This is a genomic window from Streptomyces sp. SAS_272 (assembly GCF_052543235.1).
Genome location: NZ_JBMNDR010000007.1, coordinates 74,522 through 100,972, shown reverse-complemented (window position 1 = coordinate 100,972; position 26,451 = coordinate 74,522). Strand labels below are relative to the sequence as shown.

At 69.8% G+C, this 26,451-nt stretch carries 23 protein-coding genes and 2 tRNA genes; 10 read left to right on the top strand and 15 right to left on the bottom strand.

Features of this window, described 5'->3' with window-relative positions; translation table 11 throughout:
* Positions 1-3: 3 nt before the first annotated feature.
* Complete coding sequence (locus tag ACN6LD_RS07575) at positions 4-891, bottom strand: DUF881 domain-containing protein (RefSeq protein ID WP_445042744.1); 888 nt, start codon at positions 889-891, stop codon at positions 4-6.
* Between the two features lie 140 nt (positions 892-1,031).
* On the opposite strand from ACN6LD_RS07575, the gene crgA reads away from it, so the two are divergent.
* Positions 1,032-1,286, top strand: a complete 255-nt coding sequence (gene crgA / locus ACN6LD_RS07570; protein ID WP_057576664.1) for a cell division protein CrgA — start codon at positions 1,032-1,034, stop codon at positions 1,284-1,286.
* 266 nt (positions 1,287-1,552) lie between these two features.
* On the opposite strand, the gene ACN6LD_RS07565 is transcribed toward crgA, so the two are convergent.
* Together ACN6LD_RS07565 and ACN6LD_RS07560 are read right to left on the bottom strand one after the other, a co-directional pair.
* Positions 1,553-2,452, bottom strand: coding sequence for a rhomboid family intramembrane serine protease (locus tag ACN6LD_RS07565; protein WP_445042743.1), 900 nt, complete (start codon positions 2,450-2,452; stop codon positions 1,553-1,555).
* Between the two features lie 113 nt (positions 2,453-2,565).
* A complete protein-coding gene (locus ACN6LD_RS07560; RefSeq protein ID WP_319193540.1) occupies positions 2,566-3,099 on the bottom strand; it encodes a peptidylprolyl isomerase in 534 nt (177 codons plus the stop codon).
* A 420-nt stretch (positions 3,100-3,519) separates the two neighbouring features.
* Between ACN6LD_RS07560 and ACN6LD_RS07555 the strand changes: the two genes are divergently transcribed.
* Complete coding sequence (locus ACN6LD_RS07555) at positions 3,520-4,227, top strand: DUF5324 family protein (protein WP_445042742.1); 708 nt, start codon at positions 3,520-3,522, stop codon at positions 4,225-4,227.
* A 149-nt stretch (positions 4,228-4,376) separates the two neighbouring features.
* Here the strand turns inward: ACN6LD_RS07555 and ACN6LD_RS07550 are convergent.
* Positions 4,377-4,449: transfer RNA gene (locus tag ACN6LD_RS07550), tRNA-Ala, on the bottom strand.
* A gap of 182 nt (positions 4,450-4,631) precedes the next feature.
* Between ACN6LD_RS07550 and ACN6LD_RS07545 the strand changes: the two genes are divergently transcribed.
* Positions 4,632-5,180, top strand: a complete 549-nt coding sequence (locus ACN6LD_RS07545; RefSeq protein ID WP_319193542.1) for a helix-turn-helix domain-containing protein — start codon at positions 4,632-4,634, stop codon at positions 5,178-5,180.
* A gap of 265 nt (positions 5,181-5,445) precedes the next feature.
* Positions 5,446-7,116, top strand: coding sequence for a serine/threonine-protein kinase (locus ACN6LD_RS07540; protein WP_445042741.1), 1,671 nt, complete (start codon positions 5,446-5,448; stop codon positions 7,114-7,116).
* On the opposite strand, the gene ACN6LD_RS07535 is transcribed toward ACN6LD_RS07540, so the two are convergent.
* Both ACN6LD_RS07535 and ACN6LD_RS07530 read right to left on the bottom strand, forming a co-directional pair.
* A complete protein-coding gene (locus ACN6LD_RS07535) occupies positions 7,080-8,492 on the bottom strand; it encodes a hypothetical protein (protein ID WP_445042740.1) in 1,413 nt (470 codons plus the stop codon). The genes ACN6LD_RS07540 and ACN6LD_RS07535 overlap by 37 nt on opposite strands.
* 261 nt (positions 8,493-8,753) lie before the next feature.
* Positions 8,754-8,882 carry a DLW-39 family protein gene (locus ACN6LD_RS07530; RefSeq protein ID WP_003999697.1) on the bottom strand — a complete coding sequence of 43 codons (129 nt, stop codon included), beginning with the start codon at positions 8,880-8,882 and terminating at the stop codon, positions 8,754-8,756.
* Positions 8,883-9,231: 349 nt separating this feature from the next.
* Here ACN6LD_RS07530 and ACN6LD_RS07525 point away from each other — a divergent pair, with 349 nt between their 5' ends.
* Positions 9,232-9,597, top strand: coding sequence for a DUF6344 domain-containing protein (locus ACN6LD_RS07525; protein ID WP_445042739.1), 366 nt, complete (start codon positions 9,232-9,234; stop codon positions 9,595-9,597).
* 529 nt (positions 9,598-10,126) lie between these two features.
* Here ACN6LD_RS07525 and ACN6LD_RS07520 read toward each other — a convergent pair.
* The 9 genes from ACN6LD_RS07520 to dnaA all read right to left on the bottom strand — a co-directional run bounded on the left by ACN6LD_RS07520 (position 10,127) and on the right by dnaA (position 23,326).
* Positions 10,127-10,203: transfer RNA gene (locus tag ACN6LD_RS07520), tRNA-Ile, on the bottom strand.
* Between the two features lie 123 nt (positions 10,204-10,326).
* On the bottom strand, positions 10,327-11,172 hold the full coding sequence (locus ACN6LD_RS07515) for a DUF3566 domain-containing protein (protein WP_445042738.1): 846 nt from the start codon (positions 11,170-11,172) through the stop codon (positions 10,327-10,329).
* A gap of 18 nt (positions 11,173-11,190) precedes the next feature.
* On the bottom strand, positions 11,191-13,785 hold the full coding sequence (gene gyrA, locus ACN6LD_RS07510; RefSeq protein ID WP_057576644.1) for a DNA gyrase subunit A: 2,595 nt from the start codon (positions 13,783-13,785) through the stop codon (positions 11,191-11,193).
* 42 nt (positions 13,786-13,827) lie between these two features.
* Positions 13,828-15,888: a DNA topoisomerase (ATP-hydrolyzing) subunit B gene (gyrB, locus tag ACN6LD_RS07505; RefSeq protein ID WP_319188080.1), complete on the bottom strand. Its 2,061-nt coding sequence runs from the start codon at positions 15,886-15,888 to the stop codon at positions 13,828-13,830.
* 410 nt (positions 15,889-16,298) lie between these two features.
* Positions 16,299-16,838, bottom strand: coding sequence for a DUF721 domain-containing protein (locus ACN6LD_RS07500; RefSeq protein ID WP_445042737.1), 540 nt, complete (start codon positions 16,836-16,838; stop codon positions 16,299-16,301).
* A complete protein-coding gene (gene recF, locus ACN6LD_RS07495; protein ID WP_445042736.1) occupies positions 16,835-17,956 on the bottom strand; it encodes a DNA replication/repair protein RecF in 1,122 nt (373 codons plus the stop codon). The genes ACN6LD_RS07500 and recF overlap by 4 nt, the downstream gene beginning before the upstream one ends.
* A 52-nt stretch (positions 17,957-18,008) precedes the next feature.
* On the bottom strand, positions 18,009-18,884 hold the full coding sequence (gene gnd / locus ACN6LD_RS07490; RefSeq protein WP_319188075.1) for a phosphogluconate dehydrogenase (NAD(+)-dependent, decarboxylating): 876 nt from the start codon (positions 18,882-18,884) through the stop codon (positions 18,009-18,011).
* Positions 18,885-19,087: 203 nt separating this feature from the next.
* Complete coding sequence (gene dnaN, locus ACN6LD_RS07485) at positions 19,088-20,218, bottom strand: DNA polymerase III subunit beta (protein WP_057576638.1); 1,131 nt, start codon at positions 20,216-20,218, stop codon at positions 19,088-19,090.
* A gap of 1,104 nt (positions 20,219-21,322) precedes the next feature.
* The gene (dnaA, locus tag ACN6LD_RS07480; protein WP_319188073.1) at positions 21,323-23,326 is read right to left on the bottom strand and encodes a chromosomal replication initiator protein DnaA; all 2,004 of its coding nucleotides are present in this window, start codon (positions 23,324-23,326) and stop codon (positions 21,323-21,325) included.
* Positions 23,327-23,702: 376 nt separating this feature from the next.
* On the opposite strand from dnaA, the gene rpmH reads away from it, so the two are divergent.
* From rpmH to ACN6LD_RS07455, 5 genes are read left to right on the top strand one after another with little or no spacing between them, the layout of a single operon-like run.
* On the top strand, positions 23,703-23,840 hold the full coding sequence (gene rpmH / locus ACN6LD_RS07475) for a 50S ribosomal protein L34 (protein ID WP_018846094.1): 138 nt from the start codon (positions 23,703-23,705) through the stop codon (positions 23,838-23,840).
* A 21-nt stretch (positions 23,841-23,861) separates the two neighbouring features.
* A complete protein-coding gene (gene rnpA, locus ACN6LD_RS07470; protein WP_079041073.1) occupies positions 23,862-24,233 on the top strand; it encodes a ribonuclease P protein component in 372 nt (123 codons plus the stop codon).
* Positions 24,230-24,583 carry a membrane protein insertion efficiency factor YidD gene (gene yidD / locus ACN6LD_RS07465; protein WP_306950477.1) on the top strand — a complete coding sequence of 118 codons (354 nt, stop codon included), beginning with the start codon at positions 24,230-24,232 and terminating at the stop codon, positions 24,581-24,583. Before rnpA ends, yidD begins: the two co-directional genes overlap by 4 nt.
* Positions 24,584-24,586: 3 nt before the next feature.
* Positions 24,587-25,864: a membrane protein insertase YidC gene (gene yidC / locus ACN6LD_RS07460; RefSeq protein ID WP_319188070.1), complete on the top strand. Its 1,278-nt coding sequence runs from the start codon at positions 24,587-24,589 to the stop codon at positions 25,862-25,864.
* Between the two features lie 14 nt (positions 25,865-25,878).
* Positions 25,879-26,391: a Jag family protein gene (locus tag ACN6LD_RS07455; RefSeq protein WP_319188069.1), complete on the top strand. Its 513-nt coding sequence runs from the start codon at positions 25,879-25,881 to the stop codon at positions 26,389-26,391.
* Positions 26,392-26,451 lie beyond the last annotated feature (60 nt).

The following is a 26,451-nucleotide window of genomic DNA, read 5'->3' as shown; positions in this document are numbered from 1 at the left end:
CCGCTACTTCACAGGCTTGGCGTAGTGCAGATCCACTGTGCCCGAGTAGCCCGGCAGAGTCACCGTCCCGTCCTCGGTGACTTTCCAGCCGAGGCCGTAGACGTTCACATAGACCATGTAGTTCTGGATCGCCGGGGATTCGGCGAGCGCCTGCTGCATCTTCTCCGGGTCCCCCACCGCCTGGATCTTGTACGGCGGGGAGTAGACGCGGCCCTGGAGGATCAGGGTGTTGCCGACGCAGCGGACGGCGCTGGTGGAGATCAGCCGCTGGTCCATGACCTTGATGCCCTGGGCGCCGCCCTGCCAGAGCGCGTTCACCACGGCCTGGAGGTCCTGCTGGTGGATGACCAGGTAGTCCGGCTGCGGCTCCGGGTAACCGGGGAGCTTCGCGGTGGCGTTCGGCGGGGCGTCGTTGAGCGTGACGGTGACCGCCCGGCCCTTGAGTCTCTGCGTGCCGGCGCTCTTCTCCAGTCCGGCGAGCTTGTCGTCCTGGGCCTGCGTGCTGCCGTCGTCGGCCTCGGCCAGCGATTCGACGTCGTCGCGCAGGGCGCCGTTGGTCTCGTCCAGCTCGCCGTTCTTCTGGCTGCGCTCCTGGATGAGGTCGGACAGCTTCAGCAGGGAGGCGTCCGTGCGGATGTTGGTGCCCTTGGCGGTGGTGAAGCTGGTGAAGAAGAGAAGGCCTGCGAGGGCGAAGACGCCCATCGTGAGCAGCCGCACCGGCCGGAAGCCGCCGAAGCCGCCCCTGCGGCCGGGGGAGGGAGTGGGCGGCGTGGGCGGAGTGGGCGGAGCGGCCGCTTCCGGGGCCGCCGGGGACTTCGATGGAGAATCGTGTCCGGGATCGGGCGCGGAACCCGTTGATCCCGTCCGGGGGGAGTCGGCAGAATTGCTCAACGTACCCTTATCTCCTTCAGCGCCGTAGAAGCACTACGCTAACGGACGCCCGGGGGAGCCCAGCAGCCCCCTAGTACGCAGCCCCCGAGCCCGACCCAGCACCTGCGCGGCCACGCAGCGCATCGACAGGAGAGACCCTCGTGCCGAAGTCACGTATCCGCAAGAAGGCCGACTACACGCCGCCTCCGGCGAAGCAGGCGACCGCGATCAAGCTGAACAGTCGCGCCTGGGTCGCACCGGTGATGCTCGCCATGTTCATCATCGGGCTCGCCTGGATCGTGGTCTTCTACGTCACCGACGGCACGCTGCCCATCGACCAGCTGAACAACTGGAACATCGTGGTCGGCTTCGGGTTCATCGCGGCCGGTTTCGGCGTCTCCACGCAGTGGAAGTGAGGGGCGCCCCAAGGCCCCGACCAGCTCTGCCCATGGCTCTCCACAGAGTTATCCACAGCAGTTTCCACACTTGGGGAAAGAACGACGATCTGTGGATAACCTCTCGGAGGTTGACGCCGGTGTGACGTAACTACCGGCTGTCACTTTCACTCGAAAGGCTGTTCGCCCCCTGCCTGACCTGCGGAAACTCGGGTCGACGACAGGGGGCGCAGCTGTACCCGCACTTTGTGCACAAGATTCGCCACAGACTGTGGACAACAGCGCGCTCAGGTGAGCTGGGCGGTCCTCAGGAGGGTGACGACGACGACCACGCCCAGCATCAACGCGCACGTCCCGAACTGGACGAGGGCGCGACGCTCGCGCGGCGCGTAGACCATGGCGGCGCCGACGACGAGGCCGGCGACCAGGCCGCCGACGTGCGCCTGCCAGGAGATGCCGCTCCAGCCGAACGTGATGACCAGGTTGATCACCAGCAGGGCGATCACCGGGCGCATGTCGTACCGCTGGCGCCGCACCAGCACCGCGAGCGCGCCGAAGAGCCCGAAGACGGCGCCGGAAGCGCCGAGCGAGGCCTGGTTGGGCGCGGCCAGCAGATAGGTCAGCGCGCTGCCGGCGAGCCCCGACACCATGTACAGGGCGAGGTAGCGGGCCCGGCCCAGGGCCGCTTCGAGCGGGCCGCCGATCCACCAGAGGCTGAGCATGTTGGACAGGATGTGGATGTAGCTGCCGTGCAGGAACATCGCGGTCAGCATCCGGTACCACTGGCCTTCGGCCACGCCTTGGAGCTCGCCGAACCCGAGGGCCGGCATGAAAGCGCGCCCGATCAGGTCGAACCGGTCGGTGAAACTGTCGCCGACGGCCTGCTGGACCAGGAACACCGCCAGGTTGAGGCCGATGAGGATCTTCGTGACCAGGTGCTGGTCGGCGGCCACCGCGCCGCCCGCGAGCGTGCGGGGCTGCGAGGCGCTCGGGGCGTGACCCGTGCCGGACCCCTCCCGGACGCAGTGGGGGCACTGGAAGCCGACGGAGGCGCTGACCATGCACTCCGGGCAGATCGGACGCTCGCAGCGGGTGCAGCGCACGCCGGTCTCCCGGTCGGGGTGCCGGTAGCAGACGGGCAGGCCGCTGTGCGCGTCGTCCTGCCGGCTGCCGGACGCCTGGTCCATGTGGGCTCCCAGTGGGTGGTCTGAAGTCGTCGGAGCAGGTGGAGGAACCGCCCTGCTCATCCTTACGGACCAGCAGGGCGTTTGGTTCCCGAAGGCCCACCGCGCATCCGGACTCAGGTCGTGCGGCGCTCCACGACGACCGAGTCGATGACGATGTCCTTCAGCGGACGCTCGGTGCGCGGGTTGGTCTGGACCGTCGCGATGGCGTCGACGACCTTCTGGCCGGCGGCGTCCGTGACCTCGCCGAAGATGGTGTGCTTGCGGGTCAGCCAGGCCGTCGGGGAGACGGTGATGAAGAACTGCGAGCCGTTGGTGCCCGGGCCGGAGTTGGCCATGGCCAGCAGGTAGGGCCGGTCGAACCGCAGTTCCGGGTGGAACTCGTCCGCGAACTGGTAGCCGGGGTCACCGGTGCCGTTGCCGAGCGGGTCGCCGCCCTGGATCATGAATCCGCTGATCACCCGGTGGAAGACGGTGCCGTCGTACAGCCTGGCCGACGACCTCACGCCCGTCTTGGGGTTGACCCACTCGCGCTCGCCGGTGGCGAGCTCCACGAAGTTCTTGACCGTCTTGGGGGCATGGTCCGGGAAGAGCCGGATCTCGATGTCGCCGACGTTGGTCTTCAGGGTGGCGTACAGGTGCTCGGCCACGATCTTGATCTGCCTTCCGTCGTCTTCCTGTGACCCCCCGATCCTCGCACGGTCAGGGCCGGCGAAAGCCGAACCGCCGGCCCCGGGTCCTCCCGGGACCGTCCTGGTCCTCACGGTGCCCGGGACGGTCCATCGGGGTCCGTTCGGGTCCGTCCGGGTCCGCAACCGACGCTTCCGTACGGAAAACGCCTCCGAGTCCTCCGGGACGGGAGCGAGCGGGGCCGATCCGTGGCATCGTCGGTTTTGTCGTTCTGTCGAACCTCTGTCGCCATTGCCTCGACTGTGTCCTGAATACGTCCGCTATCGCACGTGATCAGCACCCGTATGCCCGCCCGCACATGCCGGGACCGCACTCGGCAGGCATGATCCGTAAAAGGGTGGAAAGTCGAAATACCGTACGCCACCGAGGAGGAGGAACCCGTGACCCGCATCGACAGCGTGCGCGCCGCGACCGGCTCGGCGAAGGGAAGCGTGCTGCACGCCGCGGAAGTGGTGGCGCCCTACGCCGATACGGCCAAGGAACGGGCCGCGCTCTACGCGCATGAGGCCCGTGTACGGCTCGCGCCCAAGGTGTCGCTGGCCGCAGAACAGGCCCGCGTGCAGTACGGCGCCCACGTCGCCCCGCGCCTGGAGCAGGCCCTGACGCACGTCCCGCCGAAGGTCGACCTGGCCGCGCACGAAGCGGCCGTCCGCACCCGCCTTGCCGCCCGGCAGGCGGCCGACTATTCCCGGCCGAAGATCGAACAGGCGGTGGCCGCGGCCGGCCCCGTGAAGGACGAAGCGGCCGCCCGCGGCACCGCCGCGCTGGCCGCCCTGCGCGGTCAGGTGACGCCGAAGGAGATCGAGAAGCTGGTGCGCAAGCACCGGCGGCGCGCCAAGGCGGGCAAGCTCGCCAAGGCGCTGGCCGTGCTGGCCGCCGTCGCCGGCGGCGCGTACGCGGCCTATCGCTGGTGGGACAAGCAGGCCAACCCGGACTGGCTCGTCGAGCCGCCGGCGGCCACGGAGGTGCCTGCCTCGGGCACCACCCTGACCTCGGTGGACGGCAGTGTCGATCCGGCCGTTCTCGACCCCGAGGTCCAGGCCAAGCAGGCCGAGGAGGAAGCCGCTGACCGCGACGACCGCAGCTGAGCGGACCGCCGTCCGGTAACCGGGCGCGGACGCCGCCCGACCACCGGGTGGTGGCCGGCCGGCGTCCGCGCCCGGCTCCGACACCGCGCCCCCGTACGACGAAAGACCCCTCCCACCTGCGTCACCGCAGGTGGGAGGGGTCTTTGTTGTGGAGCCTAGGGGAGTCGAACCCCTGACATCTGCCATGCAAAGACAGCGCTCTACCAACTGAGCTAAGGCCCCGGAAAGTGACGTCCGACCGGATCGAGCTCGTCCCGGCGGGCGCCGCAGACCAGAGTACCGGGTCACGGGGGGTATCTCGCAAAAAGATTGGGGGTCCCCGCGGATGACCACTCTCCGTAAGATGCTCGGACGTGGTTCGCTACAGCGAACCGCGGTTTCTGGGGAAGCGATGGGGAGACGCAATGGACGCCGCACAGCAGGAAGCGACCGCGAGAGCGCGGGAACTGCAGCGGAACTGGTACGGGGAGCCGCTGGGGGCGCTCTTCCGTAAGCTCATCGACGATCTTGGTCTCAACCAGGCTCGTCTCGCGGGGGTGTTGGGACTGTCGGCGCCGATGCTGTCGCAGCTGATGAGCGGTCAGCGGGCGAAGATCGGCAATCCGGCCGTGGTGCAGCGGGTGCAGCTGCTCCAGGAGTTGGCCGCACAGGTCGCGGACGGCAGCGTCAGCGCCGCCGAGGCGACCGAGCGCATGGACGAGATCAAACGGTCGCAGGGGGGATCGGTGCTCAGCAACGCCACACAGTCGACGACCAGTTCGGGAGCGCCCACGGTGAAGCGGGTGGTCCGCGAGATCCAGTCGCTGCTGCGCTCGGTGGCCGCCGCCGGCGACATCATCGACGCCGCCGACACACTCGCCACGAGCCACCCCGAACTGGCGGAGTTTCTCCGGGTGTACGGGGCCGGCCGCACCTCCGACGCAGTGACGCACTACCAGTCCCACCAGAGCTGAGCGCGGACCCCGGTAGCCGAAGGGGGTTCGGCAGCCGGGAGGTCGGCAGCTCGCGGGGGCGGCAGCCGGCACTGAAGGTCAGCACCGGGAAGCACCGGGAACGGCACCACGTGACGGGGGACACGCGGGGCACGGGGGACACGGGGCATACGCGGGGACGAACGGGGCTCGTGAAGTCCACGGGGGACACGGGGGTCGTATCGCCCGCCACGGGGGTAGCAAGGGGGAGAACCCGTAGGGGCGGGGGGAGGAGCGACGCACAGCCATGGGTGAGGTCTTCGCCGCACGGTACGAACTGGCCGACCCGATCGGCCGCGGAGGGGTCGGCGCGGTCTGGCGCGCCTGGGACCACCGCCGCCGCCGTTACGTCGCCGCCAAGGTGCTCCAGCAGAGCGACGCGCACGCGCTGCTGCGCTTCGTACGCGAACAGGCGCTGCGGATCGACCATCCTCATGTGCTCGCGCCGGCCAGCTGGGCGGCCGACGACGACAAGGTGCTGTTCACCATGGATCTGGTGGCCGGCGGTTCGCTGGCCCACCTCGTCGGCGACTACGGTCCGCTGCCGCCGGTGTTCGTGTGCACGCTGCTCGACCAGCTCCTCTCCGGGCTCGCCGCCGTTCACGCGGAAGGCGTCGTGCACCGCGACATCAAGCCCGCCAACATTCTGCTGGAGGCCACCGGGACGGGTCGGCCTCGCCTCAGACTCTCCGACTTCGGCATCGCGATGCGGCTGGGCGAGCCCCGGCTGACCGACACCGACCTGGTGGTGGGGACGCCGGGTTACCTCGCACCCGAGCAGATGCTGGGCGCCGACCCCGACTTCCCGGCCGACCTGTTCGCGGTCGGACTGGTCGCGCTGTACCTGCTCGAGGGGGCCAAGCCGGACGCCAAGGCCCTGGTCGAATACTTCGCGGACCACGGAACGCCGGGCGCGCCCAAGAACGTCCCCGACCCCCTGTGGCAGGTCGTGGCCACCCTGCTGCAGCCGGACCCGCAGGCGCGCTTCCGTACGGCCACGGGGGCGCGCAAGGCCCTCGCGGCGGCCGCCGAACTCCTTCCGGAGCCGGGACCGGACGACGAGCTGATCGAGATCTTCGACCAACTCGGGCCGCTGCCCAAGGGGTTCGGACCCGACGGTCCCGCGCCCCGGTCCGGTGACTCGACCACCCGTCCCGGGAACCCCGCGTCCCGTCCCGCCGGACCACCGGATCCCGCCCGGTCGAACGCCACGTCCGTGCCGTCGCGGCCGCCCACCCCGCCCGCTCAGGCGCCGCCCCGGCCCGCCGCCCCGCCGTCCGGCCCCGCGCACCTTCCCGGTCCTTCGCACGCTCCTGGTCCTTCGCCCGCTCCCGGTCCCGCTGCCGCGGCCGTGCCGGCTCCCGAGCCCACCCCGACCCCCTCGCCGGCTCCCTCGTACTCCCCGTCGATGTCGGACACCGGCAGCTTCCCGCTGCCGCCTCCGCAGCCGACGACCGGCTCGTTCCCCTCCCCGCCTGCGTCCGATCAGGCCTCCGATCAGGCCTCCGGGCAGTCCCCCGCGCCCCGTCCTCCCGGGCACACGCCACCGCCCCTCTCCCCCGCCTCGGCGTACCACCAGCCCCCGTACCAGCCCCCGCGTCAGCCCGCGTACGAGACCACGTTCGCCCTGCCCACTCGTGAGCCGCGGGCCGACACCTCCTCGACCGTCTCGTACACCGCACAGGACTCCCGGCCCCTGCAGCACCCACAACACGTGCATCACGTACAGCACCCACAACACGTGCAACACGTGCAGCACGCACCTGCGGCGCAGGCGGCTTCGTCGCAGACCGGGCGCCGGGGGCATCGCGCCGCCCGCCGGGGACGACCCGGGCCGCCGGTGCAGGTCGCGGTGCCCCTGCTGCTGCTCGCGCTGGCCTGTTACGCGGTGGGGTTCTGGGCGCTGGCCCGCGTCTGAGCCGCGGCCCGGCGCCGCGCGGTCAGGGTCCAGACCCCGAGCACCGTGAGCAGCAGACTGCCGGCGCCGATGCCGCCGACCGCCACCGCCTTCATCGCCGGATCGCCGCCCGGCGTCCCGCTGCGCGACGCGTCGACGGTGCTCGTTCTTCCGGCCGCCTCCGGCTCCGGGTCCGGGGCGCCGACGTCGAAGACCCCGCGCGGCGCCGACCGCGCCGCGTACCCCGGGCCGTCCTGTGTCCGGCCACCGACCCGGACCCGCAGGGTCAGCCCGTAGGGGCCGTCCCCGAACCGGTCGCCCACCTGGGCCGCGAGGTGCACCACCAGGTAGTACGCGCCGGCGAACCGCAGGGACTTGGTGGAGGTGGTGGAGGCGAAGCGGTTGGCGTACCCGACCGGCGGGAGCGGGGGCAGGGCCGTCGACTTCTGGGTGCCGCCGTACCCCTCGGCGGTGCCTTTGACCTCGGCTCGCACCGGGTTGTAGAGCGTCATGTCCAGGGCGTCGACCACATAGCCCGAGTCCTTGTCGGCGCTTCCCAGGTCGACCGCGGCGGACACCTGGCGGCCCCAGTCCACGGGCACCTTGTAGAAGAGGGTCTGGCCGGGGACGATCTCGTCGCGCCAGACGCCCTGCCGCACGGCGGTGGCCCGGGTGAAGCCGGCTCCGCCCCGAACGGCCACCGGCTCGCCGACGGGTGGCGTGGGCGTCGCGGAGTCCCACGCCTCGGGCACGCGTGTGGCGGCCGTCTTCCGCAGGGCGGGCTCGGAGACGGGGGCCAGCTCCAGCTCCCAGGGCACGGCGGCGGGAGCCGTCTCCTCGCCGCCGGCGCCCGCGCCGATGCCGCCGCCATCGCTGCCGCGACCGCTGCCGCTGTCAGGGTGGACGCCGGTGCGCGCCACGACCACGTAGTACGTCCCGGCCTTCTGGCACAGCCCCTTGCCGGGAAGGAGCTCGCGCGCACCCCACGCGGTGATCGGCTGAGGGCTCTTGGACGCCCCGACGGTCGCGGTGTCGCGGGAGCAGGACGCGCCGTCGGCGTTCTGCACGGAGACGCTGATGCCGTCGCCGACGGTCAGGACGGTGTCCGCGTGGGGCACGGCCGTGACGGCGACGTACGCGTTGGACGTGCCGTCGAGTTCGAGGCGGTAGTAGGCCTTCTCCTGGCCCTCGAGGGAGCTGCGGTAGGTCGCGCCGGGTTCCAGGCCCACGGCGCCGGTGGTGCCCGTGGCCGCGGGGGCGGAACGGACGTCGTCCGCGAAGGCGTAGGCCGGGGCGTCCGGCGCCCTGGGCGCGTCCGGCGTGGCCGTCGCAGCCCTCGCGGTCGTCGCAGCCGGTCCGGGAAGCGCCGCCGGGGCCGCGCACAGAACCGCTCCCACGGTGGCGGTCCGCACGACGGCCCGCCACCGGGCCGTCCCGGCACTTCCACGCCCCGCACGCCGGGTCATCAACGCCGCCCCCTCCCCTTGGACCGAACGTGGGCCATCCTGCCCGGCACGCGCGCGTGGCACCCGTGCATTGCCTACGGGCGTCCGAAAAGCCCGTCTTCGGCAGCCCGTATCCGCAGTCCTGGGGTTCCGCAACACAAGACCCCGACCGCGAGCTGCGGCCGGGGTCTGCTCAGTCTTCGGTATCGGTACTCAGGAACCCGTGGGCACGGAGTCGGTCGCCTCCGTCCACAGATCCTGCTCGGCGCGGTCCGCCTGGATCTGGCGGTACACGAGGAGCCCGCCGATGGCGGCCAGTGCGACCAGGAGAAGCTTCTTCACCGCGCTACCTCGTCTTTCCTTGGCGTAGGGGATCTCTGGCGCCCGACTATACACACCGGCCGAGACCGATCGGTGACCTGCGTCCGCCCCTCAACTCCCGCCTTCGGCAGCCCAGTAGAAGCGGATCGAACCACTCCGATCGGAGGGTGATCACATCTCCACAGGGGGTCACTTTCGCCCGTGCTCGTTCCTATAGATCGCCTTTCCTGCCTCTTTCTCCGCTCTTGCACCCATCCGAGTGGTGTTCATCGGAACAACGCCACGCCGCGAGCGTCGGTCCACCACTTCGCGGCCTCCATACACATCATGAGGAAAGTACGCAAATCGCCCAACCTGAAAGTGAGGGGCCATGACCGACAACCGCGTCATGAAGCTGTGGACCGCCATCGTCACCGCCTTCCTCGCGCTGTGCACGGCGCTCGGACTCATCACGACGACCGCCGCGACGGCCGCGGCCCTGACCGAGCCGTCACGCAGCGCGGAGAGCTTCGGCTCCGCACAGGAGCCGGCCCGGCTGACGGCGTCGTCGTCACACTGGCTCTGGTCCCAGGCCCGCTCCCTGCCCCCCACGATGAAACAGCGCATCCGCGCCGAGGCGCACGGCAAGTCCCCCAGCTGCCGCCACCACGGCCTGCCGGACACGGAAGCAGCCGATCACACGACGTCCTGCACCCCCGAGGACCCCGCCGCGCCGGCCGCCCCCCAGCAGAACTGAGCCCCCCGCCACACCCCGACGTGACGGCGAACTTGCGTACAGCCCGCACGAGCAGGCCCGGCAGCTCCCCAGGAGCCACCGGGCCTTCGCCGTGCCCCCACCCATTTCCCGCCCTTCCCCGCCCTGCACGCCCTCACCGCCCTGCGCGCCGTCCCTGCGCCCGATCCCTGCGCGCCGAACCGACCGCGCCCGGCAGCGGCCGCGCCCTTGACGGCGCGCTCAGCGGCAGGCGCACCCTGCGCTCGCCGGGGCGTCCTGCGCTGCGGCCTGCCCGGTGCAGCAACCGGCACCCGCGCCGTCGGAGTCGGCGCTCTTGCCGAGCGTGTCGTCGTCGGCCTTGACCACGTAGACCGGCTGAGGCGAGGGAATCCGCCGCCGCCCCACAGGCGCCTGACACGCCCGTTCCGGAAGGACACCCCGCCATGGCAATCCGACAGGACGCCAGTCCGTGCTGTTCGTCTGCGTCCACAACGTCGGACGCTCCCCATGCCGAAGACCCCCGACCATGATCGGTCGGGGGTCTTCGTGCTGGTGGGGCTAACAGGATTTGAACCTGTGGCCTCATCCTTATCAGGGATGCGCTCTAACCAACTGAGCTATAGCCCCGCCGCGCTCTGCGGAGTGTGTCCCGCGCGCTGACTCCTGAAGATTAGCGCACGACGCGGGCAGTCCCAAAATCGATACTCACGGGGCCTCGGCCGGGGTGCGGGACCGTGCTGACGAGCGAGGTCACTCGTCCTCTGCGAGGGTCAGCTCGACGCCTCCGACGAAGCCCGCGGAGAGGTTGTAGATGAACGCGCCGAGCGTCGCGAGGGCCGTCGCGAGGACGACGTCGATGACCGCGATGATCGACGTGAACATCAGGACGTGGGGGAGCGACAGGAACGACTGCAGGTCGAAGCCGTTCGACTCGTTCGAGCCGGTCGCCTCCGAGATGGTGCCGCCTACCGTCGAGAACACGCCCATGGCATCCATGACCATCCACAGCATGGCCGCCGCGACGATCGTGCAGATGCCCAGCGCGATGGAGAGCAGGAAGCTCACCTTCATCACCGACCACGGGTCGGCCTTCGCCACGCGCAGCCGCGCCTTGCGCACGCGGGGCGTGGTGCGGGCGCCCGTCCGGGGCCGGCGTACGGCGTCGGCCGCCGGAGGCGCCTGGGTGGGATAGGCCTGCGGCGGGTGGTAGGGCCCGGAGGGCTGCTGCGCCTGCCGCTCGCCGGGAAGCGGCGACGCCTCCTGCTTGCTCTGCGCGCCTCGGGTGTCCGTCACGGTTCCCCCCTGAGTCCCCTGAGGGCTCTTGGATCCTGCCTGAGAGGTCTGGACGGCCTGCGCGCCGGAGGATCCCGGGGATCCCTTGGGCGGCCGCGGGCCGGTGGAGGGCGAGGGGGAGTCGGCGGCGGGGGCCTTGATGGCCTTCAGCTGGGTGGTGTGGGTGTCGGCCGCACGCCCCTCGGCGCCCCCCGCGCCCCGCGCGTCGGTCGTCCGCGCGTCCCCCGCCGACGCGGCGGAGCCACGGCCGCCGCCGTTCTTGCCCGTGCCGGCAGACGTACCGGCGCCCGTGGCTCCGCTCACGATGACTCTCTCCTCGTGCTACTCGGCCGAGGGCGACTCACCCTCGTCCGTGCCGGCGGTCGTGGCCGCCTCGGCGGTGTCGTCCACGGCGATCCCGCCGTCGACCTCTTCCGCCTCGCGCCCCGCCTCGGCGTTACGGGCGATGCCGACGACGGCATCGCGCTTGCCCAGGTTGATCAGTTGAACGCCCATGGTGTCACGGCCGGTCTCCCTGATCTCGTTGACTCGCGTACGAATCACACCGCCGCCCAGCGTGATGGCGAGGATCTCGTCGGTCTCCTCGACCACCAGCGCGCCGACGAGGGAGCCACGGTCCTCGACGATCTTGGCGGCCTTGATGCCGAGGCCGCCGCGACCCTGGACGCGGTACTCGTCGACGGCGGTCCGCTTCGCGTACCCGCCGTCTGTGGCAGTGAACACGAACGTACCGGGTCGAACAACATTCATCGAGAGGAGCTGGTCTCCCTCGCGGAAGCTCATGCCCTTGACACCCGAGGTGGCACGGCCCATGGGCCGCAGACTTTCGTCCGTGGCCGTGAACCTGATCGACTGTGCCTTCTTGCTGATCAGAAGCAGGTCGTCATCCGCCGAGACCAGTTCGGCTCCGATCAGTTCGTCGTCGGAACCGTCCTCCGTCTCACGGAGATTGATCGCGATGACGCCACCGGAGCGCGGCGAATCGTAATCCTTCAGAGGCGTCTTCTTCACCAAGCCGCCCTTGGTGGCCAGGATCAGATAGGGCGCCACCTCGTAGGTACGGATCGCGAGGATCTCGGCGATCGCCTCGTCCGGCTGGAAGGCCAGCAGGTTCGCGACGTGCTGACCGCGCGCGTCCCGCCCGGCGTCCGGCAGTTCGTACGCCTTCGCCCGGTAGACGCGGCCCTTGTTGGTGAAGAACAGCAGCCAGTGGTGCGTGGTGGAGACGAAGAAGTGGTCGACGATGTCGTCTTCCTTGAGCTTCGCTCCCCGCACGCCCTTGCCGCCGCGCTTCTGCGCCCGGTAGTCGTCCGTCTTCGTGCGCTTGACGTAACCGCCGCGCGTGACGGTGACGACGATGTCCTCCTCGGCGATCAGGTCCTCGATGGACATGTCGCCGTCGTAGGGCACCAGCATCGTCTTGCGGTCGTCGCCGTACTTCTCGACGATCGCCGCGAGTTCGGCGCTGACGATGCCGCGCTGACGGACCGGCGAGGCGAGGATCGCGTTGTACTCGGTGATCTTCGCCTGGAGTTCGTCGTGCTCCTGGATGATCTTCTGACGCTCCAGGGCGGCCAGTCGGCGCAGCTGCATCTCGAGGATGGCGTTGGCCTGGATCTCGTCGATCTCCAGGAGCTCCATCAGGCCCGTGCGCGCGATGTCGACGGTGTCGCTGCGCCGGATCAGCGCGATGACCTCGTCGATGGCGTCCAGGGCCTTCAGCAGGCCGCGCAGGATGTGCGCCCGCTCCTCTGCCTTGCGCAGCCGGAACTTCGTCCGGCGGACGACGACCTCGATCTGGTGCGCCACCCAGTGGCGGATGAACGCGTCCAGGGACAGCGTGCGCGGGACGCCGTCGACGAGCGCCAGCATGTTCGCGCCGAAGTTGGTCTGCAGGTCGGTGTGCTTGTACAGGTTGTTCAGCACGACCTTGGCGACCGCGTCCCGCTTGAGCACGATGACCAGGCGCTGGCCCGTGCGCGAGGACGTCTCGTCGCGGACGTCCGCGATGCCGCCGATCTTGCCGTCCTTGACCAGGTCGGCGATCTTCTGCGCGAGGTTGTCCGGGTTGACCTGGTAGGGCAGCTCCGTGACCACCAGGCACTGGCGGTTCTGGATCTCCTCGACCTCGACGACCGCCCGCATGGTGATGGAGCCGCGGCCCGTGCGGTACGCCTCCTCGATGCCCTTGCGGCCCACGACGAGCGCGCCGGTCGGGAAGTCGGGGCCCTTGATGCGCTCCATCAGCGCGTCCAGGAGCTCCTCGTGCGAGGCCTCCGGGTTCTCCAGGTACCACTGGGCGCCGGAGGCGACCTCGCGCAGGTTGTGCGAGGGGATGTTGGTCGCCATGCCGACCGCGATGCCGGCCGAGCCGTTGATCAGCAGGTTCGGGAAACGGGCCGGCAGGACGGTCGGCTCCTGGGAGCGGCCGTCGTAGTTGTCCGTGAAGTCGACGGTCTCCTCGTCGATGTCGCGGACCATCTCCATCGACAGCGGCGCCATCTTGCACTCGGTGTACCGCATGGCCGCTGCCGGGTCGTTGCCCGGAGAGCCGAAGTTGCCGTTGGAGTCCACCAGCGGCATGCGCATCGACCACGGCTGCGCGAGGCGCACCAGCGCGTCGTAGATCGAACTGTCGCCGTGCGGGTGGTAGTTGCCCATGACGTCGCCGACCACGCGGGCGCACTTGTAGAAGCCGCGCTCGGGCCGGTAGCCGCCGTCGTACATGGCGTACAGGACGCGGCGGTGGACGGGCTTGAGGCCGTCGCGGACGTCCGGCAGCGCACGCGAGACGATGACGGACATCGCGTAGTCGAGGTACGAGCGCTGCATCTCCGTCTCGAGCCCGACGGGCTCGATGCGCATGACGATGTCGCCGCCCTCTTCAGGGCTGACGGGGGTGTTCTCGTCGGTCATTGCTGGGGGGAATCCTTTCTGACGCGGTCAGCTGAGACCGACTCAGATGTCGAGGAAGCGGACGTCCTTGGCGTTGCGCTGGATGAAGGCGCGGCGCGCCTCGACGTCCTCGCCCATGAGGACCGAGAACAGGTCGTCGGCCTGGGCGGCGTCGTCGAGGGTGACCTGGCCGAGGACGCGGTGCTCCTGGTCCATCGTCGTGATGCGCAGCTCCTCGGCGTTCATCTCGCCGAGGCCCTTGAAGCGCTGGATGGAGTCCTCGCGCACCCGCTTGCCGCGCTGACGGCCCATCTCGATCAGTGCGTCGCGTTCGCGGTCGGAGTACGCGTACTCGATGTCGTCCCGGCCCCACTTGATCTTGTACAGCGGGGGACGGGAGAGGTACACGTGCCCGGCCTCGACCAGCGGCCGCATGAAGCGGAACAGGAAGGTCAGCAGCAGGGTGCTGATGTGCTGGCCGTCGACGTCGGCGTCCGCCATCAGGATGATCTTGTGATAGCGGAGCTTCTCGATGTCGAAGTCCTCGTGGACCCCGGTGCCGAAGGCGGAGATCAGCGCCTGGATCTCCTGGTTCTGCAGGATCTTGTCGATCCGCGCCTTCTCGACGTTGAGGATCTTGCCGCGGATCGGGAGGATCGCCTGGTACTGCGGGTTGCGGCCGGACTTGGCCGAGCCGCCGGCCGAGTCGCCCTCGACGATGAAGATCTCGCACTTGGTGGGGTCGTTCGACTGGCAGTCGGACAGCTTGCCCGGCAGGGACGCCGACTCCAACAGGCCCTTGCGGCGCGTCAGGTCGCGCGCCTTGCGGGCCGCCACGCGCGCGGTGGCCGCCTGGATGCCCTTGCGGACGATGTCCGCCGCCTCGACCGGGTTGCGGTCCAGCCAGTCGTTCAAGTGCTCGTAGACCGCCTTCTGGACGAAGGTCTTGGCCTCCGTGTTGCCCAGCTTGGTCTTGGTCTGGCCCTCGAACTGGGGCTCGCTCAGCTTGACCGAGATGATCGCCGTCAGACCCTCGCGGATGTCGTCGCCCGTGAGGTTGTCGTCCTTCTCGCGCAGCAGCTTCTTGTCGCGCGCGTACTTGTTGACCAGGTTGGTCAGCGCCGCGCGGAAGCCCTCCTCGTGCGTACCGCCCTCATGCGTGTGGATGATGTTCGCGAAGGAGTACACGCCCTCGCTGTAACCGCTGTTCCACTGCATGGCGACCTCGAGGGACAGGCTCTTCTCCTTGTCCTCCGCCTCCAGGTCGATGATCGTCGGGTGAACCGCCTCGCCCTTGCGGGAGTTGAGGTACTTCACGAAGTCGACGATGCCGCCCTCGTAGTGGTACGTGACGGTCTTGACCTCGTCCTTCTCGTCCGCACCCGCCTCGTCCGCCCCGGCGGTGGCCTTCGCCGACTCGCGCTCGTCGGTGAGCTTGATCGTCAAGCCCTTGTTGAGGAACGCCATCTCCTGGAAGCGCCGCGACAGCGTCTCGAAGGAGTACTCGGTCGTCTCGAAGATGTCGGCGTCGGCCCAGAAGGTGACCGACGTGCCGGTGTCCTCGATGGCCTCGTGCTTGGCCAGCGGCGCCGTGGGGACGCCCATCTTGTAGTCCTGCGTCCAGCGGTGGCCGTCGGTGCGGACCTCGACGGCGACCTTGCTGGACAGGGCGTTGACGACGGAGACGCCGACGCCGTGCAGACCGCCGGAGACCGCGTAGCCGCCGCCGCCGAACTTGCCGCCCGCGTGCAGCACGGTCAGCACGACCTCGAGGGCCGGCTTGCCCTCGGAGGCCACGATGCCCACCGGGATGCCTCGGCCGTTGTCGGTGACCCGCACCCCGCCGTCGGCGAGGATCGTCACGTCGATGGTGTCCGCGTGGCCGGCCAGGGCCTCGTCGACCGAGTTGTCGACGACCTCGTACACCAGGTGGTGCAGACCGCGCTCGCCGGTCGAGCCGATGTACATACCGGGTCGCTTGCGGACCGCGTCCAGACCCTCGAGGACGGTGATGGCGCTGGCGTCGTACGAGGCGGTGACCTCGTGGCTCGAGGTGCTCGCCTCGCTGTTCACGCCGGCGTCGGTGGACGGGATGTTCTCGTTGGGGTTGCCGGAATCGGCCACGAAGCGCCCTTTCTGGCACAGCACTAGCCAGGCTCTGGGGACCCCTCCGGAGAGGGTTGCCGGAGCGGCTGCGGCATGTTGCGTTGGTCAGCCTTGATCAGCGTTGCTCGACTTCTCCCGGGCGGTCCCCACGTTCGGGGCGGGATTGGCTTCCAGTCTACCGGTAGCACTGACACTGATGGGGGTTTGCCGGTACCTGAGTCCGCATGTGCCGCCCTCAACCGGCGTCTTCCGGGTCCCGATATACGGAAGGGGGCTCCAAGAGGCTCACAGCGGCACTCAGCGCTTTCGGGTGTCAACCCCTGGCTACTTGGGAGTCAGGTCGCCGCGCGCACCCGCGCGCGGGTGCGCGAAACGAAGGCCGGGCGGCCCCGTCGGGACCGCCCGGCCTTGCGAAGACGTGATGCACCTCACCCGTAGGTGTCGCCCGGGCCGGTGCTTCCGGGGGCCCTCAGGGGCCCGTAGCGGCGCACGGGGCCGCCCGGACCCAGCACCTTGATCAACCGCACCGCGCCGTGCCCCAGATCCTCGTTGAGCCGCGCGACCAGCGTCGGGGCGAGCAGCCGAAGGTTCGTCGCCCAGGCCGTCGAGTCACAGCGCACGATCAGCGTCCGCTCCTCGTCGTCGTACCTCTCGGGCACACAGTGCTTCGCCACGTCCTCGCCGACGATCTGCGGCCAGCGGCCCATCACGCCGCCCACCGCGGCCGGAGCCTCCCAGCCGCGCTCGTTGAGCAGCCGGTTGATCGCGGCGCCCAGAGCCATCGGGTCGCGGCCGTCCGCGCGCGCCCCGGAGCGCAGCCCGGCCCCGCGCCGGACCTGCTTCTTCTGCTGCGCCGCGTCCCCGCGCGCGCGTGCCTGCTCCCGCGCCGCTCTGAGCGCCACGCGCGCGAGGTCGACGCCGGACGGTTCGGGCACCCGCTTCGGGTCGGACCCGTCGGCGGCGCTCATACGCGCTCCACCGTCCCCTCGGACACCGTGTACCGCGCCCCAGAGAGCACCTGGGGCACGTCGTCGTCGACCGCGGCCGTCACCAGCACCTGCTCGCCGGGCGCGACCAGCTCCGCAAGCCGCTCCCGCCTGCGGGCGTCCAGCTCGGCGAAGACGTCGTCCAGGACGAGGACCGGCTCGTTGCCCTCCGCCCGCAGCAGGTCGTACGAGGCCAGCCGCAGCGCCAGCGCGTACGACCAGGACTCGCCGTGCGAGGCGTATCCCTTGGCGGGCAGCTGTCCGAGCTTGAGCAGAAGATCGTCCCGGTGCGGCCCGACGAGGGTGACGCCCCGCTCGATCTCCTGCTTGCGGGCCTCCGCGAGGGCGGCCGTCAGCTGCTCGTAGAGGTCGTCACGCGTGTGCGCCTCACCCGGCGCCGACGGCTTGTACTCCAGGGCCACAGGTCCGCCGCCCGGCGCCAGCTGCTCGTACGCCTTGTCGGCGAGCGGCTGGAGTGCGGCGACCAGGTCGAGGCGCCGGGCGAGCAGCTCGGCGCCCACGCGCGCGAGGTGCTGGTCCCACACGTCGAGCGTCGACAGGTCCATGGAACGTCCGCCGTGCCGGCGCGCGAGCGCGGCCGACTTCAGCAGCGTGTTGCGCTGTTTGAGCACCCGTTCGTAGTCCGAGCGCACGCCCGCCATCCGCGGGGAGCGCGCGGTGATCAGCTCGTCGAGGAAGCGGCGCCGCTCGCCGGGGTCGCCCTTCACCAGCGCGAGATCCTCCGGCGCGAACAGCACGGTCCGTACGATCCCCAGCACGTCACGGGGTCTGACCTGCGACGACCTGTTGATGCGGGCCCGGTTGGCCTTGCCCGGGTTCAGCTCCAGCTCGATCAGCTGCTGCCGCTCGCCCTGTCTGACCTGCGCCCGGACGATCGCGCGGTCGGCGCCCATGCGGACCAGCGGCGCGTCGGAGGAGACCCGGTGGCTGCCGAGGGTGGCGAGGTAGCCGACGGCCTCGACGAGGTTCGTCTTGCCCTGCCCGTTGGGGCCCACGAAAGCGGTGACGCCCGGATCGAGCGGAACTTCGACCCGGGCGTACGAGCGGAAGTCGGCCAGCGACAGATGCGTGACGTGCATGGTCGTTCGCCGACCTCCCCCAGGGTTGTGGATCGCGGGGCGACCCTGTGGATTACTTCTTCTCGACGGCGTGGCCGCCGAACTGGTTGCGCAGCGCGGCGATCATCTTCATCTGCGGCGAGTCGTCCTGCCGGGAGGCGAACCGCGCGAACAGCGAGGCCGTGATCGCGGGCAGCGGCACGGCGTTGTCGATGGCCGCCTCGACCGTCCACCGGCCCTCGCCGGAGTCCTGGGCGAAGCCGCGCAGCTTGTCGAGGTGCTCGTCCTCGTCGAGGGCGTTGACGGCCAGGTCGAGCAGCCAGGAGCGGATGACCGTGCCCTCCTGCCAGGAACGGAAGACCTCACGCACGTCCGTGACCGAGTCGACCTTCTCCAGCAGCTCCCAGCCCTCGGCGTAGGCCTGCATCATGGCGTACTCGATGCCGTTGTGGACCATCTTGGCGAAGTGGCCGGCGCCGACCTTGCCGGCGTGCACCGCGCCGAAGTCGCCCTCGGGCTTGAGCGCGTCGAAGACCGGCTGCACCTTGGCGACGTTCTCCGCATCGCCGCCGTACATCAGCGCGTAGCCGTTCTCCAGGCCCCAGACGCCCCCGGAGACCCCGCAGTCGACGAACCCGATGCCCTTGGCGGCGAGCTCCTCGGCGTGCTTCTCGTCGTCCGTCCAGCGGGAGTTGCCGCCGTCCACCACGACGTCGCCGGGCTCCAGCAGCTCGGCGAGCTCGTCGACGGTCGACTGGGTGGCGGCGCCTGCCGGAACCATCACCCAGACCACCCGCGGGCCGTTGAGCTTGCCCACCAGCTCTTCGAGGCTGTGGACGTCGGCGAGGTCCGGGTTGCGGTCGAATCCGACGACGGTGTGGCCGGCGCGGCGGATCCGCTCGCGCATGTTGCCGCCCATCTTGCCGAGGCCGACGAGACCGAGCTCCATCAGTTGTTCCTTAGGTCGCTGTGTGGCGTGTGGGGCACCTCGTGCCCCGGTCCGAGCCTAAACCCGGACCCTCACGCACACCTGTGGGCATACGCGCTCAGACGTACCACCCATCTCGCCGCTCACCTGCGGCTTCGTCCACAGTCCGTGGACTGTTCGGCCACAGCCTGTGGACGACCTCGGACGACCCGGCCGCCGACCGCTCAGCCGCTCAGCCGCACCGGCATGATCAGGTACTTGTAGGCGTCGTCCGCCTCCGCGTCCAGCGCGGGCTTGCCGCTGAGCAGCGCCGGCTTGGTGGACGTCGTGAACGACAGCTGGGCGACCGGCGAGTCGATGGCGCTCAGGCCGTCCAGCAGGAAGGTCGGGTTGAAGGCGATCGAGATGTCGTCGCCCTCGAGCTGGGCGTCGACCCGCTCCACAGCCTGTGCGTCGTCGCTGGAACCGGCCTCCAGGATGAGCACGCCCTGCTCGAAGCTGAGCCGCACCGGGGTATTGCGCTCCGCGACCAGCGCCACGCGCTTGACGGCCTCCACGAACGGGGCGGTCTCGATCACGGCGACGGAGTTGAACTCGGTCGGGAACAGCGTGCGGTACTTCGGGAGGTCGCCCTCCAGCAGGCGCGTCGTGGTGCGCCGGCCCGCGCCCTCGAAGCCGATCAGGCCCTCGCCCGAACCGCCGCCCGAGAGGGCCAGGGTGACGCTGTCGCCGCTCGTGAGGGCCTTGGCGGTGTCCAGGAGCGTCTTGGCGGGCACCAGGGCGACCGCGGACGCCTCGGGGTTCTCCGGCTTCCACAGGAACTCGCGGACGGCGAAGCGGTAGCGGTCGGTCGAGGCCAGCGTGACGGTGTCGCCCTCGATCTCGATGCGCACGCCGGTCAGCACCGGCAGCGTGTCGTCGCGCCCGGCGGCGATGGCGACCTGGGCGGCCGCGGAGGCGAAGACCTCGCCGGGGACCGTGCCCGTCGCGTTCGGCATCTGCGGCAGCGACGGGTACTCCTCCACCGGCAGCGTGTGCAGGGTGAACCGCGAGGAACCGCAGACCACCGTCGCCCGTACACCGTCTGTGGAGATCTCCACCGGGCGGTTGGGCAGGGCGCGGCAGATGTCGGCGAGGAGCCGGCCGGAGACGAGGACCGTGCCCTCCTCCTCGGTCTCGGCGTCCACCGAGACCCGGGCGGAGACCTCGTAGTCGAAGCTGGACAGGCTCAGCTGGCCGTCCTCCGCCTTCAGCAGCAGGCCGGCGAGGACCGGCGCCGGCGGGCGGGCCGGGAGGCTGCGCGCCGCCCAGGCCACGGCCTCCGCGAGTACGTCGCGTTCCACCCGGATCTTCACTCTTGCCGCCTCCTGCTGTTGCCGGCGCTTCTCGCCCTGCCTGGCTTTCGTCGCTGTCTCGGTGTGGTCGGCCCCGGTGCGGGGCAGGACCACCGGGACCAGTCTGACGCACCGCACTGACAGTAGGTGCCCCTCGGGGTCAAGTCGTGACGAGGGGCAGCCGGGCGCCGAAGAGCGAGTTGTGCACAGGACCCCCTTCTAAACGGATTTCTCGCTCTCTCTAGTCGGGAGTAGTAGTAGGGGCTGTGGATACAGTGGATAACTGCGTTTTCGCAGCTCAGGGGCGATATTTTGTCCACCGACCCTGTGGGTGGAGCCGGTGGACAACCGGGGCCTTCTGTGGAGAACAGAAAGTTCTGCACACACCGTGCACAGGACGGGGCGAGTTCTCCCCAGGTCCGTCCCCAGGTTCGGCGCCGTTTCCCACAGGGCGCTCCGGCACCTTCGTGTGACGCCTTTCACTCGACCCGGTGAGAACGCGCGGCGGGTTGCCGAACAGTGGACAGACGTGTGGAGAAGCCGAAGATCGCTGGGGACAACCGGCCGCAGCCTGTGGGCAGTCGGTGGACAACTCCGTGCACAGGCTGTGGATCATTTCTCTGTCCACAGCCTGTGGACAACCTTTGTCCACGAATCCACAACCAGGTGACCTGGTGAGATCCTCCCGCACCCCGTTCGCCTGTGGACACAGTCTGAACAACTTCCCGGTCCCCAGGGTGTGGACGGGAGAAAGTCGCCGAATCTGTGGAGAGAGGCCGTAACCCGGGCCTGTATTCGAACAGCAGGTGAGCGGTGTACGGCCGGCGTGCGACGGGCGGATGTGCCGTGAGGGACCGCGGGCGACCCGCGGGCGCCCTACGAAGGGGCTGCGGGCGCCCCACGAAGGGGCTGCGGGCGCCCCACGAAGGGGCTGCGGACGGCCGTCATGTGGGCCTCTGGGGTGCGGCGGACGGTCCCCGAGCGGGCCTCGGAGGGACGGCCCGGCGTTTCCGCGCGACCCGCGGAACGACGAGAAGCGCCCCCGGAAGCTTCTCCAGGGGCGCACTCGGCGAGCAGGCGACGCGGCTCTCCCGGCGCGAGCACTCGATGGTGCTCTGCGCCGTGTCAGCCGTTCTTGATGCGGTTCGTCAGCTCGGTCACCTGGTTGTAGATGGAGCGCCGCTCGGCCATCAGATTGCGGATCTTGCGGTCCGCGTGCATCACGGTCGTGTGGTCGCGGCCGCCGAACAACGCGCCGATCTTCGGCAGCGACAGATCCGTCAGTTCGCGGCACAGGTACATGGCGATCTGCCGGGCCGTGACCAGCGCGCGCCCGCGCGAGGTGCCGCAGAGGTCCTCGATGGTGAGGCCGAAGTAGTCCGCCGTCGCGCCCATGATGGCCGTGGAGGTGATCTCGGGGGCGGAGTCCTCGCCGCCGGGGATCAGGTCCTTGAGGACGATCTCCGTCAGGCCCAGGTCCACCGGCTGCCGGTTGAGCGACGCGAACGCCGTCACCCGGATCAGCGCGCCCTCCAGTTCGCGGATGTTGCGGGAGATCCGCGAGGCGATGAACTCCAGCACCTCCGGCGGGGCGTTCAGCTGCTCCTGCACCGCCTTCTTGCGCAGGATCGCGATACGCGTCTCCAGCTCCGGAGGCTGGACGTCGGTGGTCAGACCCCACTCGAAGCGGTTGCGCAACCGGTCCTCGAGGGTCACCAGCTGCCGGGGCGGCCGGTCGCTGGAGAGCACGATCTGCTTGTTGGCGTTGTGGAGCGTGTTGAAGGTGTGGAAGAACTCCTCCTGCGTCGACTCCTTGTCCGCGAGGAACTGGATGTCGTCGACGAGCAGGATGTCCATCTCGCGGTACCGCTTGCGGAAGCTGTCGCCCTTGCCGTCGCGGATGGAGTTGATGAACTCGTTGGTGAACTCCTCCGAGCTCACGTACCGCACGCGCGTGCCCGGGTAGAGGCTCCGCGCGTAGTGCCCGATGGCGTGCAGCAGGTGAGTCTTGCCGAGGCCCGACTCCCCGTAGATGAACAAGGGGTTGTAGGCCTTCGCGGGTGCCTCGGCGACAGCGACGGCGGCCGCGTGCGCGAACCGGTTGGAGGCGCCGATGACGAACGTGTCGAAGAGGTACTTCGGGTTCAGCCGCGCGGTCGGCTCGCCGGGACCGGCCGTCGCGGGCGAGTGCGAGGACGAGCCCCCGGACCCGCCGGCGCCGCCCTGGCCGGGGCCGGCCGGGCCGCCGCGGTGCGGGTGCCCGGGACCGGCAGGGGGCTCGGACAGCTCGCGCCGGCCGGGATCGCGCTGGTCGTAGTCGGAACGTGACGGCTCGTAATCCGCGCGCTTGCGGTCGTACGGCGGACGGTCCACAGGCTGGGGACGGTAGTCCTGGGACGGGGGGCCGTAGGAGTCCTGCGAGGGCGAGCCGTACGGGTCCTGGGCCGGGGGCCCGCCGTAGGAGTCGTGGGACGAGGGCGACGCGTAGGGGTCGCGCTCCGGGAAGCCGAGACGCTGCTGCTGCCAGCCGTACTCGTCCTGCTGCGGCCGCGGCCAGGCGCCCGGCTCGGGGCGCTGGTACTCCGACGGGTAGGCGGGGCGCGCGGTGGGCAGCTGGTCCGGGCGGGAGCCGGGCTGCTGGTCGGGGCGCGTGCCGGGCAGCTGGTCGCCGGGACCCGAGGGCAGCTGGTCGGCGCGGTGCCGGCCGTAGCCCTCGTAACGGCCTTCGTACGCGGACTGGTTCCCGGACTCGTACCGGCCGTCCTGGCCGTCGTAGGGCCCGGCGGGAAGTTCCGGCTCGTCGTAGCGCGCGTGCTGTTGCACGGGCGGAGCCGGCGGGGACGCGGGCTCGCCGACCGAGTCGTCGACGGTGATCGCGATGCGGATCGGGCGGCCGCACTCGCGGCTCAGCGTCTCACTGACGATCGGCGCGAGACGGCCTTCCAGAACGGTCTTGGCGAACTCGTTCGGCACGGCAAGCAGCGCCGTGTCGGCCACCAGCGCGAGCGGCTGGCAGCGGCGGATCCAGCGTTCGTCCTTCACCTCGACGCCCTGGGCGCGTCCCTCCCCGAGGAGCTGCTCCAGTACTCGTGGCCACACTGCGGCAAGATCGGCAGGCACGTCAGCCACAGGGCACGCTCTCTCGTGGGTCCCACGAACGTGTGAGTGTGGGACGGTCGGGATTCATATGGGGCGGGGCAGGGACAACGGAACGAATCGGAGTTCAGCCACGGTAGTCAGGCCGACGGGTACGGTTCAAGTTGTTGTCCCCAGGCTGTGGACAGTGTCTCCCTGTGACCGCCGGTTTGACCGGATGGCGTAGCCGCGCGTACCGTAACCAGGTCGAGTTGTCGATGGCTGCTGCCGCCTGCCTCCGATGGGCACAGATCGCGTCAGGTGATCGGGAAGCGGTGCACTCGGGCGTTGACCGCGAGCTACCTCGTGGGCGCACGGTGACAGCCAGGACGGCACCCCGCCACCACCGATTGATTTCTGGAGCCCCCGAGTGAGCAAGCGCACCTTCCAGCCGAACAACCGTCGTCGTGCCAAGACCCACGGCTTCCGCCTGCGGATGCGCACCCGTGCCGGTCGCGCGATTCTCGCGAACCGCCGCAGCAAGGGTCGCGCGAACCTGTCCGCCTGAGCCTGATCAGGTCATGACGTCGTGCTGCCTACCGAGCATCGGCTGAGGCGGCGCGAGGACTTCGCGACCGCGGTACGACGAGGTCGTCGGGCCGGCCGCCCGACCCTCGTGGTCCATTTTCGAAGCGGTGCCACGGACCCGCACGCGCCTGGGGAGAGCGCTCCCCCGACGCGTGCGGGTTTCGTCGTGAGCAAGGCTGTGGGCGGTGCTGTCGTGCGCAACAAGGTCAAGCGCAGACTGCGTCACCTGATGCGCGAGAGAGTCACCCGGTTTCCCCCCGGTAGCCTGGTAGTCGTACGGGCGTTGCCCGGGGCGGGCGACGCCGACCACGCACAGCTGGCCCAAGACCTGGATGCCGCCCTTGTACGGCTACTGGGAGGGGGCGCGCGATGAAGTACCCGCTGCTGGCTCTGATCAAGCTCTACCAGTGGACGATCAGTCCGCTGCTCGGGCCGGTGTGCAAGTACTACCCGTCGTGCTCCCACTACGGCTACACGGCCATCGACCGACACGGTGCGATCAAGGGAACGGCTCTCACCGCCTGGCGCATCCTGCGGTGCAACCCGTGGTCGCTCGGCGGCGTGGACCATGTTCCGCCGCGCAAGCGCCCGCGGTGGCACGAAATGTTGCGTGACGCCTGGCGTGCACGCAGGGGCGGGACCTCCGCCGCCGAAACGGCCACAGAAGGCCCGACTGCTTCGAGCCCGGCCGCAGAGACACCGTCCCATGCCCAAGGAGCATGATTAGTGGACACGATTGCCAGCCTCTTCAGCTTCATCACGACACCTGTCTCCTGGGTCATCGTCCAGTTCCACAAGGTGTACGGGTCGATTTTCGGCCCTGACACCGGGTGGGCCTGGGGCCTGTCGATCGTGTCTCTGGTGATCCTGATCCGTATCTGCCTGATCCCGCTCTTTGTGAAGCAGATCAAGTCGACGCGGGCCATGCAGACGCTCCAGCCCGAGATGAAGAAGATCCAGGAGCGCTACAAGAACGACAAGGCGCGTCAGTCCGAAGAGATGATGAAGCTGTACAAGGAGACGGGCACCAACCCGCTCTCCTCGTGCCTTCCCATCCTGGCGCAGTCCCCGTTCTTCTTCGCCCTGTACCACGTGCTCAACGGCATCGCGACGGGCGACAAGATCGGCGTCATCAACGAGCAGCTGCTGGAGAGCGCCCGTAAGGCGCACATCTTCGGCGCTCCGCTGGCGGCGAAGTTCACCGACGGCGCGGCGAAGGTGGAGTCGCTCGGCGCCTCGTTGACCGACGTCCGCGTGGTCACCGCGATCATGATCGTCATGATGTCGGCCTCGCAGTTCTTCACTCAGCGCCAGCTGATGACGAAGAACGTCGACACCTCGGTGAAGACGCCGTTCATGCAGCAGCAGAAGATGCTGATGTACGTCTTCCCGGTCATGTTCGCCGTCTTCGGCATCAACTTCCCCGTCGGTGTCCTCGTCTACTGGCTGACCACCAACGTGTGGACCATGGGCCAGCAGATGTACGTGATCCGCAACAACCCGACGCCGGGTTCCAAGGCTCAGGCCGCGTACCTGGAGCGCCTGTACAAGCACGTCACGCAGCACGGCAAGACCCGCAGCCGCAGCGAGAAGGCCATCGTCAAGGCCATCGTGGCCAAGGGCCGCGACCGCAACGACGCCGAGCGCAAGTTCATCAACGGTCTGACCAAGGTGGGCTTCGCCGCCCAGGCCGACGGCACCGTGGTCAAGAGCGAGGCCCAGGCTGCCGCGCAGGCCGAGGACAGTGCGCAGACGAGTGCGGCCGCCAAGCGTCAGCAGCCCAAGCGGCAGTCGAAGTCCCAGCGCCAGTCCACGGCCCCCAAGGCGGCCGGTGAGACCACCTCGCTGAGCAAGTCCGACGAGCCGGAGGACACCAAGCCCTCCCAGGCCGCCGGCGACGCCAAGCAGGCCACGCCCAAACCCGGCAGCGCCGGCCGCAGCAAGGCCCAGTCCGGGCAGCGCAAGGGCGGCCCGCAGCGACCCAAGTCCCCGTCCAAGAAGTAGAAGGAGCCCATCCCGTGACGGAAGGCACCACCTCCGCCGCCGCCGAGGGTACTGACACCCTGAGCCGCCTGGAGCAGGAGGGCGAGATCGCGGCGGACTACCTCGAGGGTCTGCTGGACATCGCCGATCTCGACGGCGACATCGACATGGACGTCGAGGCCGACCGCGCTTCTGTGTCGATCATCAGCGACGCGGGCACCCGTGACCTGCAGAAGCTGGTCGGCCGCGACGGCGAGGTGCTGGAGGCCCTGCAGGAGCTGACGCGCCTGGCGGTGCACCGGGAGACCGGCGACCGCAGTCGGCTGATGCTGGACATCGCGGGCTACCGCGCCAACAAGCGCGCCGAGCTCTCCGAGCTGGGCGCCAAGGCGGCCGCCGACGCGAAGAACAACGGCGAGCCGGTGAGGCTGAAGCCGATGACGCCCTTCGAGCGCAAGGTCGTTCACGACGCGGTCAAGGCCGCCGGACTGCGCAGCGAGTCCGAGGGCGAGGAGCCGCAGCGCTTCGTCGTCGTGCTGCCCAACTGATTCGGTACGTACATCACCCCGGCCCCGTCTGTTGTGCAGACGGGGCCGGTCTTTGTCAGC